Origin of the sequence: Edwardsiella ictaluri ATCC 33202, from assembly GCF_000264785.1 — a bacterium.
In the GTDB taxonomy this organism is placed as follows: domain Bacteria; phylum Pseudomonadota; class Gammaproteobacteria; order Enterobacterales; family Enterobacteriaceae; genus Edwardsiella; species Edwardsiella ictaluri.
Window position 1 is genome coordinate 22,715 of record NZ_AFJI01000113.1, and the last position, 17,062, is coordinate 39,776.

Here is a 17,062-nt window from a genome sequence, read left to right on the forward strand (position 1 = left end):
ATGAGCGGACTGCCCGGCGCCTATCCTAACCGCTGTGACCGTGATCTGGCCGGGGTGATCCGGCGTTTATATCCTGCCCCGAGTCAGCGGAGGATGACAGCGGATGGGGGACGACTACGCCAGATACCGGCTGCCAGGGCAAACAGCGTGTTGTTCCTGAGGTAAAAAACAGCGGATAAACCGCTGCAGATTGGCTTTTTCGCCGACAGGCATTACCGGCAGGCAGGGGCATCGCTGATGCGCCTGTCGCATCGGGCATCTTTGGTGTTTTTTCGGGCTGCGTTTTACCGTTGCGTAAGGTGCACTGCCCATTCTGTGGCACAATAGCCTGCGGTTTTGCGTCAGGATACGCTGGTTGCAGGGAGCGTTGTCTGCGTATTGCGTCAAACGGGGTCAGGCGGGCGTGTGATGATCATCGCCTCTTTGCCTTCGTATGCCGCGGCGTGGGCGCGCAGGTGGAGTCGGGTGAAAAGTGAGCGACATGAAATACAGTTGGATTTTATTTGATGCGGATGAAACGCTGTTCCGCTTTGATGCCTATCAAGGACTGCGGCTGATGTTTTCCCGCTTTAATATCGATTTCAGCGTAGAGGATTATCAGATCTATGAGGCGGTGAATCAGCCGCTATGGGTGGATTATCAGGAGGGACGGATCACTTCGCGCCAGCTGCAGGAGGTTCGGTTTGAGAGCTGGGCCCGGCGCCTCAATATGACAGCCTGTGCCATCAATGATGCCTTTGTGCAGGCGATGACGGAGATCTGCGAGCCGCTGCCGGGCGCCCGCGAGCTGGTACTCTCCCTGCGTGGACGGGTACGGATGGGTATCATAACCAACGGCTTTACCGCCATGCAGAATGAGCGTCTGCAGCGTACCGGCCTGAGCGATGCCTTTGCTGCCCTGGTGGTATCGGAGGAGGTCGGGGTTGCCAAGCCGGACGTGGCGATTTTTGAGCATGCCTTTACCTTAATGGATAATCCCCCGCGCGAGCAGATCCTGATGGTGGGGGATAACCCACACTCCGATATTCTGGGTGGTATCAATGCCGGTATTGATACCTGCTGGCTGAATACCCGCGATGTGCCGGCTCCGCAGGGGATCACGCCCAGCTATCAGGTCGGGTCGCTGCGCGAGCTGCAGCAGATTTTGCTGGCCTGATCGTGGCTACGGCGCCGTCCCTTGCGGGAGGCGGCGAGCCATGGTCCCGCTCTGACGTGCGGCAATAAGCAATAGCCGATCGCGTGCGTATGGCACGGAGAGTCCCAAACGGATAGGTGTACAGGCAGCCTGCCGAATGATGCCGCAGGTCAGTGAAGCGGGCGCCGCGATGGGTATCGTCGGCGTTGTGCGCAGGAAGAGGGGGCTAGCGCTGGCGCTGGGATTTGGCCCACTGTACTTTTTGCCAGTCTTCGCAGCAGTCGCTGTCGCAGAAGTTTCCTGTCTGGATCGGTGCGTGACAGTTGTAGCAATACCCGGTAGGCGCCATGCTGGGTTTGTGACGGTTGGCCAGCGCCAGATCGCGTTCCAGTTCTTCCAGTGCGCTGGCGTTGTCAAATTCGTCTGCCATAGAAATACCTCGTGTTGATGGATTGGTGATAGACCGGCGCCGATTATACCGATTTCTTGGCGCAGCGTGGAGTAGCGATAGCAGTATTCTCTGCTCCTTTTCGGGTATGGCATCCAATCCTTTACTCGTTGTATATTCTTGTATATACCGAATGGTCGTGCGGACTGGAGGAGAGTATGGGAAAGAACCACTTTGGCGATGGGGTAATGGACGGCGTAAAGTGCTACGAGCCCTGTGGCGCCGGTGAGATGCGGCGGCGCTGCTTTGACTATCGGCGTGGCTATGTGTGCGGATTTTCCTACAGCTTTGCCAGGCGCATCGATAATCGCTATATGGCCGCCTGTCGTGCCGGTGAGCGGGCCCGCCTGTATGGTCTGGAGCGCGACGCCATCGCCGGGTTTTTTCTCAGCGGTGAGGATAGCCAGCTGCAGCGCTATTACTACACCGGTTATGAGCGAATCTGATCCAGATCGTAATCTACTGCAATGAGGACGCACTGATACCGGTGACTCTGTTAGGCTATACCGACATTCATTCTCGGTATTCACGATCTGATAGGAGAAAAAAATGACCGTATCTGCCCGCAATCAGTTGCAGGGAACCATTTCAGCCTTGGCGGAAGGGGCGGTGAATGATGAGGTTGAGCTGACGCTGAGCGGTGGGGAAAAGCTGGTGGCGGTCGTCACCTGCAGCAGCCGCGACGCCATGGGGCTGGCGCAGGGTAAAGAAGCCATTGCGCTGATCAAGGCGCCTTGGGTGATGCTGGCCTCTGAAACCTGCGGTCTGAGGTTTTCGGCGCGTAACCAGTTCCCCTGCGAGGTCATGGCACTGCAGCACGGCGCGGTGAATACCACTGTCGAGCTGAAGAGCGACAGCGGTCTGACGCTGGTCTCTATCGTGACCAACGAGAGTGCGGACAGCATGGATCTGCGCGCCGGTAGCCGGGTTATTGCGCTGGTGAAGGCCTCCAGTGTGCTGCTGGCGGTACGTCAGTAGCGACGCGGTTGCCGTGAGATAAAAAAAGCGCCCCGGGGGCGCTTTTTTACGTTTTACGCAGTGGCTGCGGAGGTAACAGGCTTTACTGTGCGGTCTCTGCATCCTGATACTGCGGTGGCGGCTGACGGAAGCGGCGGGTCAGTACGGCCAGATAGCCAAGGCCGATGGCCGCCCATACCAGGCCCAGCGTCATGGAGCTGGCCTCAAGATTCATCCACAGCACCCCGACGGTTGCCGCGCCGATCAGCGGCAGGATCAGGTAGGCAAAGGTCTCCTTCAGCGTGCGGTTGCGGCGTTCACGGATATAGAACTGCGAGATAACCGACAGGTTGACGAAGGTAAAGGCCACCAGCGCGCCGAAGTTAATCAGTGCGGTGGCCGTGACCAGGTCAAAGGAGACCGCAGACAGCGCGATGGCCCCGACCAGCAGGACGTTAAAGGCCGGTGTACGCCATTTGGGATGAATGTAGCCGAAGAAACGCTCCGGGAATACCCCATCGCGGCCCATCACGTACATCAGGCGCGAGACCCCGGCGTGTGCCGCCATCCCTGAAGCCAATACGGTTACGCAGGAGAAGACCAGAATGATGGACTGGAAGAATTTACCGGCCACGTACAGCATGATCTCTGGCTGTGAGGCATCCGGATCTTTGAAGCGGGAGATATCCGGGAAGTACAGCTGCAGGAAATAAGAGACCACGATAAAGATGATGCCGCCGATCAGCGCCGTCAGGAAGATGGCTTTCGGGATAACGCGTCCGGCGTCCGGGGTCTCTTCCGACAGGGAGCTGATGCCGTCAAAGCCGAGGAACGAGAAGCAGAGTATGGTGGCACCGGTGATCATCGGGATCAGGTGGGCATCCTCTGAGACAAACGGACGGCTGCTGAGCAGGGTGCCGGCACCTTCGCCCTGGGTGATGCCGTGCACCACCAGACCGAGGAAGATAATCATGATAGCGACCTGCACGATCACGATGCCGGTGTTCAGGTTGGCGACCAGGTTAATGCCGCGCAGGTTGAACAGCGTCATCATGGTGACCAGTGCCAGCACGAAAATCCACGACGGCACGCCGGGGAAAATCGCTTCCAGGTAAATTTTGGCCAGCAGGATGTTGATCATCGGCATAAACAGATAATCAAGCAGGGAAGACCAGCCCACCATAAAGCCGACGTGCGGGCTGATCGCCTTCTGCGCGTAGGTATAGGCCGAGCCGGCGGACGGGAAGCGTTTAACCAGCTTTCCGTAACTGATCGCCGTAAACAGGATGGCAATCAGCGCAATAGCATAAGAGGTGGCAACGTGACCGTTGGTCAGTCCACTGACGATACCGAAGGTATCAAAGATGGTCATCGGCTGCAGGTATGCCAGGCCCATCATGACTACCTGTACCAGGGTCAGGGTCTTGCGCAGCTGAACGCGGTTTTGTGAAGCGGCGGAATTAGCAGCCATGACGCAGTCCTCCCATGCTCTCGACGTTTTGATTTGATGAAGCGCAAAGCGGAGAAGTCACAGGAAAACTTCGTGTGAAACGGGATGAAGGATATTCAAAGAGGGGACGGGATAAAGAAGCGCGTGCGGAAAACGGCGCGCCTGCCCCATAGTCGCTGCTGCTGCAGCGCATACCGGTGAAGCCCGGTGCGAAAGCGAATGATTGCCCCATCTAGATTTCCTCAGTCAACATGCGGGGGAACCGCATAAATAGATATTATAATGTCCGGTCGAAGGCCGGCCTCATTCATCTGCTTAATTTTTTGCACGACAAAAAAATAACCGACGTCCATTGGTCTTTACTTAATGACACAACGTAAAACATCGGCTATTCGCAGGGCGCGTATTCTGCCGTACTCCATCTGGGATGACAAGCGATGAATGTGCTTTATTAAATTTATTTTCCACCTGAAAGCTGGTTATTAAATTGTTGTTTTTTATTTAATTTATTTAATAGTATTCCGCTTTAGGTACAGATAGCCGGGTTTAATCGGTTTATCTGAAATAAATTGACATAAAACACTATTAACCTACCGGATTTCCGCCGCCGATATCGGCGGCGGGAAAGCGGTTAGCCGTAGCGCCGCTGCGCCGCGCGTGCCAGTCCGGCGGTCACCGAGCCAAAGTCGTCGCCGCCGGCCAGCGGGATGCCGGGCAGCTGCTGCGCCAGAGCGCGGCGGATCAGCGGGGAGCGGGCGCTGCCGCCGGTCAGATAGATGACGTCCGGGGTGATGGCACTGACCGCCAGCGCCGCGCTGACCTGCTCCTGAATCCGCGCCAGCGGCTGGGTAATGGCGGCCGCCAGCGCCTCGTCGTGCAGGGTCGTCTCCAGTCCCGACGCAATGAAATCCAGTGCGACGCGGCAGTGGGGCTGCTGCGACAGGGCGATTTTCCCCTCTTCGGCGCAGCGTACCAGCCGGTAGCTCAGGCGATCGCGATAGACCTGCAATAGGCGTTCTACCTGCTGCGGCTGGCTGGCATCGCGCACCAGCTCGCGCAGCAGCCGCCCATTGGCTGCGCTGTAAAAGTCGCTCTGCGCCGGAACATCGTTGATGGCGACGGCATTCCAGTAGGGCAGCGATGGCAGGGCGATCCCCTTGAGGGTACTGCTGCCGGCACCCAGCAGCGGCATCAGCTGACGAAAGGCCAGCATGATGTCGAGATCGTTACCGCCGATGCGGCAGCCGCTGTGGCCCAGCAGGCTTTGGCTGCGATCCTGCATGGCGCGCCAGCGTGGCCCCATCAGCAGGACAGAGCAGTCGGTGGTTCCGCCGCCGATATCGACAACCAGCACCCGCCGTTCATCGGTTAGGGTCGCCTCAAAGTCCAGTCCGGCGGCGACCGGCTCGAACTCAAACGCGATGTCGCGCAGTCCGGCGCGGCGCGCGGCGCGCTCCAGTATCCCCTGGGCCTGCGCGTTGGCCTCATCGCCGCCGCTGCCCTGGAAGTTGATCGGACGGCCGATGACGGCCTGCTCGATGGGCCGTTGCAGAGAGGCTTCACCCCGGCGGCGAATGTGCGCCATCATGGCGCAGACCAAATCCTCAAACAGGGCTATCTGCTGCTCTTTAAGCCCATTGGCGCCCAGAAATGACTTGGGCGACTTTACAAAGTACACGTCCTGCGGGTCGCGGTTGTAGCTGTGCAGCGCCTGTAGGCCAAACTGCAGGCTGTCTGCATCGACGTGAATATCCTCTTCGCGATTGGCGGCGACGGCGCGCTGCAGCAGACGCTGATTCTCATCGCTGCCGGTGGGGATGTGCCAGTGCCGGTGCAGGCATTCGCTGACCGCATCGCGCGTCGGTGCGCACAGCATTGATGGCAGGTAGGGTGAGTCCTGCTCCAGCGGCAGCATACGGATCTGCCCGCCGTCCATGACCGCCACAGAACAGTTGGCGGTGCCATAGTCAAAACCAATATACATCGTTGTTTCCCATGCCGGTGAAGGGCGGCGACTTTACTGCATTGTGGCGTTCCCGGCAATGGGGGCGCTGTCGTCGGCCGTCGCTCCACTGTCCAGATATGTCAGCAGCCGGGGCAGCGTGAGCGTGGGATGAACGCTGCTGCCAAACAGCAGATCGATACCCAGTAGGTTCAGGGTGGCCAGTGTGGCGGGCAGCTCGGCGGGGCCGGCGATGGTTTGCAGGCCGCAGCTGCGGGCCTGAGTGTGCAGCCGCGACAGCATGATCCCGTCCATATGGTTGGCGTGGGCAACCCGTTCGCTGCTGATCAGCAGGTACTCTACCGGGCTGTGCTCCAGACCGGCGATATTCTCCAGACGGTGCTCAAAGCCTTCGGCAATCAGCCGACAGCCACAGTGATGCAGGGCGCTCAGCGCCGGGGCGGTTTGAGCCTGATGTTCGATCAGTGCGCTCTCCTCCAGACGCAGCAGCAGCTGGCGGGCGGGCAGCGGGGAGCTGCGCAGCGTGTCGCACAGCCAGCTGACAAACGTTGGCTGACACAGGCTGGCGGTGGAGAGCGAAACGGCCAGCGCCAGCGGCTGTTGGCGTAAGGCGGGGGCGTGGCGGATCAGTAGCTGGCTGAACAGCCAGCGCTCGATATCCTGTTGGCGCTGGTGACGCAGGCAGGCCGTCGCCAGCGCAGGGGGGCTGAGCGGTGAGCCGTCCGGACGGCGCGCTTCGGGATCCAGCAGATAAAATAGGATCTGCCGGGGGGCACTGCGTGGGCAGACGGCGCGCAACAGCAGGGTAATGGGTTGCGCCGCCAACAGCGCGTTGAGCTGGGCGGCATCCGGCTCATGTACGCCGTGAGGAGGGTGGCGGAGAGTGTCGCCCTGGTGGCAGAAAGTCAGCCCACGCCCGCTGCGCTTGGCCATATAACAGGCGGCATCAGCCTGGTTGATAACCTCATCGGCGAGGACGTTGCGGTGCCACAGGAGGGTCAGCCCCGCGCTGGCACCAATGCGATACACTCCCCCCTGCCAGTAAAAGCGGTAGGCGGCGATCTTATGGATCAGCTGCTCGACCATGCGCTTTCCCTGGGCGATATCGCAGTCGTTGAGGATCATGGCAAACTCATCGCCCCCCAGGCGGGCCAGGGTGTCCTGGGGACGCAGCAGGGAGCGCATCATCTGGGCGATGTTTTGCAGCAGGGTATCGCCGGCGGCGTGGCCCACGCTGTCGTTGATGGCCTTAAAATAATCGAGGTCGAGGAAGACCAGGACGTGATGTCGTGGCGAATCGATGGCGGAGCGCAGCGCACGGCGCAGAGCCTGCTCGAAGCTGACCCGGTTTGGCAGGCCGGTCAGCGGATCGTGCTGCGCGCTATAGGAGAGTTGGCGCAGCAGGGTTCGCGTCTCGCTGACGTCCTGAAAAACCACGACATAGCCCAGCATCACGCCGTCGCTGTGGCGCAGTTCGGCAACCCGGCTCTGTATTTCGTAGCGTTGCCCTGTGCGGCTGATCAGGCGCACGCCGTCGCTCTCCGCGCCGCCGCTCCCTTCGTCCGCTGGGCGCAGTACCGGGAGGGCAGCGCCACTGACGCTGTCCTGCAGGGTAACGATCTGCCCCAGGGGCCGTCCGATCGCCCGGCTTTGTGCCCAGCCGGTCATCTTCTCTGCACTGGGGTTCATGAAACGGACTATCTGCTGGGGGTCGGTGCTGATCACCGCTTCGCCAATGGCGCTCAGCGTGATGTGTAAGCGCTCACGCTCTTGATGCAGGGTATCCAGTAGCCGCTGCTTTTGGCGCTCGTTATGCTTGATGTCGTTAATCTCTTTCATCTGCGCCACAAAGTAGAGCACCTCCGCCTGCGGCGGGCGCACCAGCGAGACGGTCAGCAGCGTCCAGATAATCCGCCCGCTGCGGTGCACGTAGCGCTTTTCCAGGGTATAGCTGTCGATATGGCCGGCCAGCAGATCGGCCAGCTGACGTTTATCGCTCAGCCTGTCCGGCGGGTAGATCAGGCTGCGATAGCGCAAACGTTGCAGGATAGCCGCATCGTAGCCCAGCATGCGGCACAGCGCCGGGTTGAACTGTATCCAGCGTCCGCGCAGGTCGATCAGGGCCGTACCGATAGCGGAATACTCCATGACGTTGCGCAGCCGGGTTTCGTTCTCCTCCAGACGCTGGCTCTCGCGGCGGTAGGCATGCGTCTGGATGGCGATGGCATGGGCCGGCAGCAGCACCAGCAGGATCGGTATATACAGCAGCAGGGGGGGGGTGCTGGTGATGGCGACGGCATGGCTGTTCATCTGGGCGCACAGCAGCAGTGCCGTGCAGCAAAAAATCAGGAACGCTGGCCATAGCGGCAGCGCGACGGCGGCCCACAACAGCGGCATAAGAATAAAGGTAAAGGGGTATGGCAGCAGCGGCAGCGCATAGTAACCACTTACCAATGTTATCAACAGAATAAGGATCGTCTTTAGCGGGGAGAGGCGCTTCAGGCCGCCCGCCGGCCTGGCCAGCAGTCCGAGCGGGGTGAGCGCCAGCATCCCCAGCGCGTCAGCCATAAAGGCGAATCCGGCACTGCCGGGGAAGGCATCCCGGTGCAGTAGCGTGGCGAGGCCCGCGGCCAGGGTGGCGCACAGCAGTGGAATGGCCAGCACGGCGATCAGGATAAAGTAAGCCCACTGGACCAGGTTGCCCAAGGGGGAGCTCCCGTGTAGGCAGCGACGCAGCGCCAGCGCACTGAGCAGTGCCTGCAGCTGATCGATCAGGGCGTGGGGGAGGCCATAGTGCAGCGGAGGAAAATAGGTGGGGTGCAGGAGCAGCGGGAGCAGGCTGGCGGGCAGGGCAATGCCCATCAGGAGGGGCCAGTCCCGTCGCCGACAGTGAAACAGGACAGCGGTGGTTGCCGCCGTCGGTAGCCACAGCGACGGCAGTGCCGCGTCACTGCGGATCAGCAACAGGCTTACCAGCGCCAGCAGATAGGTTACAGCGGCAAACAGCATCAGCTGCCACGGGGCGGGGTGTACCTCATCATGGATACACGGTGAATAGCTTGCCATATGACTGCCCCTGATGACCAAAAAGTGTATCCAACGCACGGCCCGTGGAGGTGTTGCCACTGAGGCCGTGAAATGATTTTCCTCAGTATAGTGTCGGGTTGTTGCGCCGACGTAAAATCCAGGCCTCAGCCGATTAAAATCGTACGCAATTTTCTGTTTTCCGCCGGGCTGTCGCCGCGTCGTTGGGCTACACGATGCCCCCTAAAAACAGCCAGGCCAGCAGCAGCAGCAGCAGGCAGGCGAGGCTGCCGCTCAGGGTGCCGATCAGCGCCATGCTGGGCTGTCGCTGTCGCCCCCCCAGCCAGGCCAGCAGGCGCGGCAGCTGAACCCCAAGCAGGGCGGACAGCATCATGGTCACAACGGTGATCAGTACCACCAGGCTGCCTATCTGTACATCCTGGTAGTAGAGTCCGCCGACAACGCCGAGCAGGCTGCCGATGAACAGTCCCTCCAGCAGCGCGACGCCCAGTTCACGCACCACGATCGGCGCCGCGTTGGCGCGCAGCAGGTGTCGCCGGTTTAGGGCGCGCTGGGCAACGGTGGCGCTTTGCCATGCGCCGTTGGCGCACAGGAGCATCAGCAGGGGCAGCAGCAGGGTCAGCATCGGCCACTGGCCCAGCAGTGGGCTGAGGCCGGCGCTGAGCAGGGCGGCGGGCAGCGCCAGCGCGCAGATCCCCGTCAGCGGGAGTGCACGGGCGCGCAGGCTGCGGGTTATCGGGGCGAACAGATCCTCATCGTGGCTCAGGCCAGCCAGGCGGAACAGGTGCTGCCCGTGATGACGCTGCAGGCACTGCGCCGCCTGGATCAGGTTAAACTGCCCCAGCAGCATACCCTTATCGTCGGTGACCGGGACGCAGGCGCGCCTCTCGCGTATCAGCATGGCGGCGGCGTCGGGCGCATTATCATCGGGATGCAGGCTCTGGGGCGGCGGTAGCATGATATCGGCGACGTGGCCATCTGGCGCGGCGGCCAGCAGGGTGGTCAGGGGCAGCTCGCCGCACAGGCGGCCATTGCCGTCAGTGACAAACAGCCGATCGCTGCCAGCGGGCAGTGGCGGTCGCTGGCGTAGCCACTGCAGCAGCAGCAGCAGGGCCATATCCTGACGCACGCTGTGGGCTTCCGTATCCAGCGTCATCTGGGCGCCGACGCTGTGCAGCGCGTAGCTCAGCAGGGTGCGCGCGCGATTACGCTGTTCGCCCTCCATCAGGGTGAGCATGCGCCCCATCAGTGGCTGCGGCAGCTGACGACCGAGTAGGATGCGCTGCTCCAGTGGCAGGGACTGCAGCGTTTGCAGCAGAGCCTTGTCGCTCAGGGTTGCCGTCAGCTCTGGCCATAGGCAGGGATCGCCATTGGCCAGCACCTGCGCCTGTTGGTCCTGGTTCAGCTGCGACCAGAGTGCCAGGCGTCGATCGCAGGGCAGGGCGCAGAGGATATCGCTGAGATCGTCGGCTGGCAGCGTGCGTGCTGCCTGTCGGATCTCGGCACTGGCATCCAGCAGCTGCGGATCGTTGAGCAGATGGGGATCGTCCAGACGGCCGAGCAGACCATCGCTAACGGCCTGTTCCGTCAGCAGGATCTGCAGAATACGCGTACGCGTCTGCGCACGCTGCTCTGCATTGAGGGTAACGGTGGCGGACATCGTGGCTCAATCCTTGTGATGGCTTATCAATGGGGTTAATGGGAGTCCGACGGACAGCGGTAATCTGCCATTATCAGTTCCACCGCCGGGGGATGCAACGGGGAGATCGCGGGGCGTGCGGGAACGTTCAGCGGCGGCTTTCGGTGTTGCTCTGGGTTACGGGTTGCGACTGTTCTACGGGGGAGTTCTGTTGGCTGCGGTGATGGTTCAGCGCACCGATAGAGGCATACAGCAGACGGCCAAACAGAATGATGAAGCTTATCAGCAATACGATCCGGGTCATGCGTATGTTGGTTCGTCGTTTCATCTTGTGGGTCATCATCATTAAAACGTAGGGTCTCTTATTCGGAGTTATAGGATGATTTAGGCACAGTAACGGGCAGGCGTCAATGGCCGACGATATCGGTATTATCTCCCGGTAACCGCGGCCTGAATATGATGAAGTGCTTTATTAGATAAAAATATTGATGATTATTGCGCTGGTGCGGTGAGTTTCGCTGTGGTCTCAAGGCGGTGGGCAGATTTTTCTGCCGTGCTTTTCATGATACCATCGCAGGGTGACTAAATAGAGCGATCGGGGTATGACAGGGCGCGCTATTCGCATCTGTCGGAGAGTAGCGATGAGCGATAAGGGCAGTGATTAAGCCGTTTCCATGAAAGCAGATAAGTGTCGCACCATATCGGGCTGGTCCCGCTGGGGAGAACCGTTGCTGTTCGCCCTGTTGGTTATTCCACTCAGTATTCTGTACTCACCGCGGGTGATCCTGCCAAACGGCCAGGCATACCTTATCGCCCTGCTGCCCGCTGCCGCGCTGGCGCTGAGTTTTCTGTTCGGTAGCCGTATTCTGGCGCCGATGATGATCGTGACGCTGGCGACGCTCTACCTCGCCTATGGTATGACACCGCTGTTGGCGGTTGGGCTGCCCTTCAGCCTGACGCTGCTGCTCTGCTGGTGGGGATATACCCAGCATGCCGGGCTCCGCTGGCGCGCCGGGCTGACCAAACCCCATCTGATGCTGCCGCGCCTGTTCTGGCTCGCGGGCATGTTTCCTCTGCTGTTCATTCTGTTGACCCAGATAGTGGTCACCATGGGGATGTTCTCCGGGCATCCCTTTTTCGCCGAACGGCTCCCCTTTTCGCTGAGTACGTTGACCAACTATCAGGGGATGGTGCTGGGTGCGCTGGTGGGTGCTCCGCTCTATTATCACCTGCTGCGTCTGCTGCGCCGCCCGCGCTACTGGCAGGTGATGCGCAGTCGCTGCCGACGGGAAAAAACGGGCGATGCCACGGGATGGGAGTTCTGTCTCTGGGGCGGTGTCGTTGCTGTGATGATCGCCCTGCTGTGCATCCGTGCGCAGGCGCAGGGCAGCATTCTGTTTACCGACTATACGTTGGCGCTGTTGCTGCCGGTGATGATTTTTGGCGCCATGCGCTATGGCTATCTGCTGAGTACGCAGGTCTGGTCGGTGGCGGTGATGATCCTGCTGTTCAACTATGAAGGCTATGTTGAGCCGGACGATCTGGGCCGCAATATCTGTTTTGTTACCGCCATGCTGATCGTGTTTACCCTGACGGTGATCCTGATGGCGGCGATCAATGGCAGGCAGCGTCGCCTGTACCGCTATATGCGCCGGGCGGCGATGATCGATCCGGTGGTGCAGCTGCCCAACGTCGGCTGCCTGGAGCAGGATCTTCAGCATTATGGCCGTTCGGTACTGTGTTTTATACGCATCTCCAGCCTGGATACCCTGTGCCGAACCTATGGTATGCAGCTGCGCCTGAGCTATAAGCAGCGCCTGGCGGCTGCGTTTCGGGCGGTGCTGCATGCCGATGAGCGGGTGTACCATCTGCCCGGCTATGACCTGTTGATCCGCCTTGAGCCCGGGCGTGCGCAGCAGACGCTGCGCCGTCTGGAGCAGGTGGCGCACGCCTTTCGCCTGCAGTGGAATGGGCTGCCGTTGCAGCGTCAGCTGGGGCTGAGCTACTGCAGCGTTCCGGGGACGGTTGAGGCGCTGTATAGCCTGATAGGTGAGCTGAGCGCCATGGCGGAGCAGTCGCTGGACAGCGGACGGCTGGAGAGTCTGGCGCTGAATCAGCGCCGCCTGCAGCAGGGGATTGACCGGAAGGCCAGCCTGCTGAGAACGCTGCAGCGCGCGTTGGAAAACGATCGCTTTATCCTGTCGGCCCAGCCCATCGAGGGCTTTCGCGGCGAGAGTTATCAGGAGATCCTGCTGAAGATGGTCGATGAGCAGGGGGGATACCTGAGCCCGGAGAGTTTTTTGCCCGTCGCCGAGGAGTTTGGTCTGACGGCCACCCTCGATCGCTGGATCTTGACCCATACGCTCGCCTTTATCGGGCAGCATCGGGCGCAGCTGCCCGGGATCCGGGTGGCCATTCCGCTCTCCTGCGCGGGCCTGAGTCCGCCGACGCTGCCGGCGCTGCTGGAGAGCGTGCTGGGACAGTACCGCATTGAGCCCTGGCAGCTGATCCTGACTTTTCGGGCAGAGCAGCTGGCGGCGCTGGCGCCTGCGCCGTCGGCGCTGAGCGCACTGCGCGCGCAGGGGTGCCACATCGCCCTGAACGGTATCGATTTCGTTCATGCCGGAGGGCAGCCGGAGAGCCTGGATGCCGATATTCTGCAAATGACGCCCGCGCTGAGCCGGCGTCTGGGGGCCCACAGCGCAGAGCAGTATATCGTGACGGCGCTGTGCCAGGTTGCCCATCTCAGGCGCCAGACGGTCGTGGCCCGGGCGGTGGATAGCGATGCCCAGCGCGCGCGCCTGAAGCAGCTGGGGGTGGACGCCATTCAGGGGCGTCTGGTCGGGGCGCCAGTACCGCTGAGTGCGCTATTGACAGCAACGGAGACAGCAAAAGAATAGCGGCTTATCACGCTATTTTATTTGCAATGAGGAAAAGTGCTGACTATTGACAGTTATCAATTTGATTCTTCTATTTTAATGTGTCGACTTTTTCACGATTTCATGGGGGTTGACCACGCTATATACCCCGCGGGGGTGTACAGATGAAAATGCTTTTCATCGGCGTTTTTTTACGCTAACCCCGGCAGGGTGCACCAGCGATGGGGGCAATTTATCTCTGGTCATACTCCAATAACTCCAAATCATTATCTAAGCTGGTGTATTTATCTGGAGAATGATTCCGCAGTTGAATTTAATCCTTGTCTTTTACCGGCGGTAACGTGTTTACTTATTACTGCTATCGCTATATTACGTCGGTCGTGCATGGGGATCGTGAATGCCGTTGCCGTCAGGGCGCGGCAGGGCTGGGCGGCTCTGTACCGGAGCACGTGCACGGTTTCCCCGCGGCGTAGTATGTGTGGATGTAAATGCGGTATAAGGACCTGGGCAATTGCCGTCCTGACGCAATTCTGAGGTAAGCTCCCCCAGAGTAGAGAGAGTACTCTCTGTTGCTATCCGCAAGGATTTTTCCCCCGCGATACCAAATAGTGACGCTTTCCAAGCGCTGCGTGCCACCGGGTCACCGCGCGCTGTGGACAGCGGATATATCCTAAGAATTAAGGCATCACGACATCATATTATGACGCATCGTTTAACCTCTAAAGATATCCTGGCGCTGGGTTTTATGACCTTTGCGCTGTTTGTCGGCGCTGGCAACATTATTTTCCCACCGATGGTGGGGCTGCAGTCCGGCGAACATGTCTGGATTGCTGCGCTGGGCTTCCTGATCACCGCCGTCGGTCTGCCGGTGGCGACCGTGGTGGCGCTGGCCAAGGTCGGGGGTGGCATTGACGCTCTCAGTTCACCGCTCGGCCGTCGTACCGGCTTACTGCTGGCGACAATCGCCTATCTGGCGGTCGGGCCGCTGTTCGCCATCCCGCGGACCACCACCGTCTCCTTTGAGGTCGGGATTGCTCCGTTGACCGGCGAGGGAACGTGGCCGCTGCTGGGTTATAGCGTGATCTATTTTGCGCTGGTGGTCATGATTTCGCTGTACCCGGGAAAACTGCTGGATACGGTGGGCCACTTTCTGGCGCCGCTGAAGATTGCTGCGTTGGCGATCCTGGGGATTGCCGCGTTGATCTGGCCCGCGGGCAACTTGGTTCCGGCGACCGAGGTGTATCGCCAGATTCCATTCTCTACGGGCTTTGTCAGCGGCTATCTGACCATGGATACGTTGGGTGCCATGGTGTTTGGCATCGTCATCGTCAACGCCGCCCGCTCGCGCGGCGTCAGTGATGCCCGTCTGCTGACGCGCTACACCATCTGGGCTGGCCTGATCGCCGGTCTGGGGCTGACGCTGGTATATCTGAGCCTGTTTAAGCTGGGGTCAGACAGCGGCGTATTGGTGCCGGATGCCCAGAACGGCGCGGTGATCCTGCACGCCTATGTACAGCACACCTTCGGCAACATGGGCGCTATCTTCCTGGCGGCGCTGATCTTCATCGCCTGTATGGTGACGGCGATCGGCCTGACCTGTGCCTGTGCCGAATTCTTTGCCGGGCATCTGCCCCTGAGCTACCGCACGCTGGTGTTTATGCTGGGTCTGTTCTCCATGGTGGTCTCCAATCTGGGGCTGAGCCTGCTTATCAAAATTTCGATCCCGGTGCTGACGGCCATTTACCCGCCCTGTATTGCGCTGGTGGTATTGAGCTTTACCCTGCGCTGGTGGCGCCGTGCGCCGCGGGTTTTTGTGCCGGTGATGGCGGTAAGTCTGCTGTTTGGTATTCTGGATGCGCTGACCGGTGCGGGCATGCTTGCGGCCCTGCCGGCATGGGGTAAGCATCTGCCGCTGGCGGATCAGGGGCTGGCATGGCTGCCGCCGTCGCTGGCGATGATGGTGCTGGCCGCTCTGTACGATCGGCTGTTGCCACACGCCCGGCCATGATGTAAAGCGTGGCCGTCATGAAATTGTTACAGTTGATGGCGTGAACTGCGTCGGCGGCCACTCTATAATCATCGGTGTTTTTCAGCACGGGCATCTGCGCCCGTGTTTTTTTGACAGGCGAATGGGTAACTCATCACATGCAACAACAAGCCAATAAGCTAAAGCGGGGGCTCAATGCGCGCCATATCCGCTTTATGGCGTTGGGGTCGGCGATTGGCACCGGCCTTTTCTATGGTTCGGCTGACGCCATTAAGATGGCGGGCCCCAGCGTGCTGCTGGCCTATCTGATCGGCGGCGTGGTGGCGTTTATCATCATGCGCGCCCTGGGTGAGATGTCGGTCAATAACCCACAGGCCAGCTCTTTTTCGCGCTATGCGCAGGATTACCTGGGACCGATGGCAGGTTATATCACCGGCTGGACCTACTGCTTTGAGATCCTGATTGTCGCGATCGCCGATGTGACAGCGTTCGGTATCTATATGGGGGTGTGGTTCCCTGCGGTGCCGCACTGGATCTGGGTGCTGAGCGTGGTGCTGATCATCGGTGCGGTGAACCTGATGAGCGTGCGGGTGTTTGGCGAGCTGGAGTTTTGGTTCTCCTTCTTTAAGGTCGCCACCATCGTGGTGATGATCCTGGCGGGCTTTGGCATCATTATCTGGGGCATCGGCAACGGCGGTCAGCCGACCGGTATTCATAACCTGTGGAGCAACGGCGGCTTTTTCAGCCACGGTGTGACGGGGATGATCCTGTCGCTGCAGCTGGTGATGTTCGCCTATGGCGGGATTGAGATCATCGGTATCACCGCCGGCGAGGCAGCCGATCCCAAGACGGCAATCCCTAAGGCGATCAACTCGGTACCGCTGCGGATTCTGGTGTTTTACGTCGGCACCCTGTTTGTGATCATGTCCATCTACCCATGGAGTGAGGTCGGCACCCAGGGCAGTCCCTTTGTTCTGACCTTCCAGCACCTGGGGATTACCACTGCCGCCGGGATCCTGAACTTTGTGGTGATCACGGCCTCGTTGTCGGCGATTAACAGCGATGTGTTCGGCGTGGGCCGTATGCTGCACGGTATGGCGCAGCAGGGGCATGCGCCGCGTATCTTTGCCCGCCTCTCCCGCCACGGTATTCCGTGGGTTACGGTGGTGGTGATGGTGCTGGCGCTGCTGGTGGCGGTATACCTGAATTACATCATGCCGCAGAATGTCTTTCTGGTGATCGCCTCGCTGGCGACCTTTGCCACGGTGTGGGTGTGGATAATGATCCTGCTGTCGCAGATCGCCTTTCGTCGTCGCCTGACCCCGGAGCAGGCGAAAGGACTGGATTTCCCGCTGCGCGGTGGCGTGTATACCTCCCTGCTGGGGATCCTGTTTCTGGCCTTTATCATCGCGCTGATCGGCTATTTCCCGGATACGCGGATATCGCTGTACGCCGGCGCCATCTGGATCCTGGCCCTGCTGATCGGCTATCGCTTTGTCCGCCAGCCGACGGCACCGGATCTGGTGCACTCTTTGCCGCGGGAGCAGGGGGAGTGATAC

General features: G+C 60.2%; 12 protein-coding genes. 6 read left to right on the plus strand and 6 right to left on the minus strand.

The genetic code is table 11. The features are described 5' to 3' along the window. Positions 1-481: 481 nt before the first annotated feature. On the plus strand, positions 482-1,156 hold the full coding sequence (gene yjjG / locus EIEH_RS16155) for a pyrimidine 5'-nucleotidase (RefSeq protein ID WP_035610348.1): 675 nt from the start codon (positions 482-484) through the stop codon (positions 1,154-1,156). A gap of 205 nt (positions 1,157-1,361) precedes the next feature. Here yjjG and EIEH_RS16160 read toward each other — a convergent pair whose 3' ends face one another. Beyond that, entirely contained in the window at positions 1,362-1,565 is a 204-nt protein-coding gene (locus EIEH_RS16160) for a hypothetical protein (RefSeq protein WP_035610351.1), read from the minus strand. Between the two features lie 176 nt (positions 1,566-1,741). On the opposite strand from EIEH_RS16160, the gene EIEH_RS16165 reads away from it, so the two are divergent. Continuing rightward, on the plus strand, positions 1,742-2,029 hold the full coding sequence (locus EIEH_RS16165) for a DUF2623 family protein (protein ID WP_015870414.1): 288 nt from the start codon (positions 1,742-1,744) through the stop codon (positions 2,027-2,029). A 103-nt stretch (positions 2,030-2,132) separates the two neighbouring features. Next, entirely contained in the window at positions 2,133-2,561 is a 429-nt protein-coding gene (locus EIEH_RS16170) for a TOBE domain-containing protein (protein WP_015870415.1), read from the plus strand. Positions 2,562-2,643: 82 nt separating this feature from the next. Here the strand turns inward: EIEH_RS16170 and EIEH_RS16175 are convergent, their stop codons facing one another. The 5 genes from EIEH_RS16175 to EIEH_RS16195 form a co-directional block, all read right to left on the minus strand. After that, positions 2,644-4,011 carry an APC family permease gene (locus EIEH_RS16175; protein ID WP_015870416.1) on the minus strand — a complete coding sequence of 456 codons (1,368 nt, stop codon included), beginning with the start codon at positions 4,009-4,011 and terminating at the stop codon, positions 2,644-2,646. A gap of 610 nt (positions 4,012-4,621) precedes the next feature. Continuing rightward, positions 4,622-5,974, minus strand: a complete 1,353-nt coding sequence (yegD, locus tag EIEH_RS16180; RefSeq protein ID WP_015870417.1) for a molecular chaperone — start codon at positions 5,972-5,974, stop codon at positions 4,622-4,624. Between the two features lie 33 nt (positions 5,975-6,007). Next, entirely contained in the window at positions 6,008-9,019 is a 3,012-nt protein-coding gene (locus EIEH_RS16185; RefSeq protein WP_035610356.1) for a diguanylate cyclase domain-containing protein, read from the minus strand. Between the two features lie 187 nt (positions 9,020-9,206). Further along, a complete protein-coding gene (locus EIEH_RS16190) occupies positions 9,207-10,658 on the minus strand; it encodes a magnesium transporter (RefSeq protein ID WP_015870419.1) in 1,452 nt (483 codons plus the stop codon). Between the two features lie 127 nt (positions 10,659-10,785). After that, a complete protein-coding gene (locus EIEH_RS16195; protein WP_081168412.1) occupies positions 10,786-10,965 on the minus strand; it encodes a YfgG family protein in 180 nt (59 codons plus the stop codon). A 346-nt stretch (positions 10,966-11,311) separates the two neighbouring features. Between EIEH_RS16195 and EIEH_RS16200 the strand changes: the two genes are divergently transcribed. The 3 genes from EIEH_RS16200 (at position 11,312) to proY (ending at position 17,059) form a co-directional block, all read left to right on the plus strand. Further along, positions 11,312-13,537, plus strand: a complete 2,226-nt coding sequence (locus EIEH_RS16200) for an EAL domain-containing protein (protein WP_071525765.1) — start codon at positions 11,312-11,314, stop codon at positions 13,535-13,537. A gap of 679 nt (positions 13,538-14,216) precedes the next feature. After that, positions 14,217-15,524, plus strand: a complete 1,308-nt coding sequence (gene brnQ / locus EIEH_RS16205; RefSeq protein ID WP_015870423.1) for a branched-chain amino acid transport system II carrier protein — start codon at positions 14,217-14,219, stop codon at positions 15,522-15,524. Between the two features lie 137 nt (positions 15,525-15,661). After that, positions 15,662-17,059, plus strand: coding sequence for a proline-specific permease ProY (proY, locus tag EIEH_RS16210; protein WP_015870424.1), 1,398 nt, complete (start codon positions 15,662-15,664; stop codon positions 17,057-17,059). The last annotated feature ends 3 nt before the right edge of the window (positions 17,060-17,062 follow it).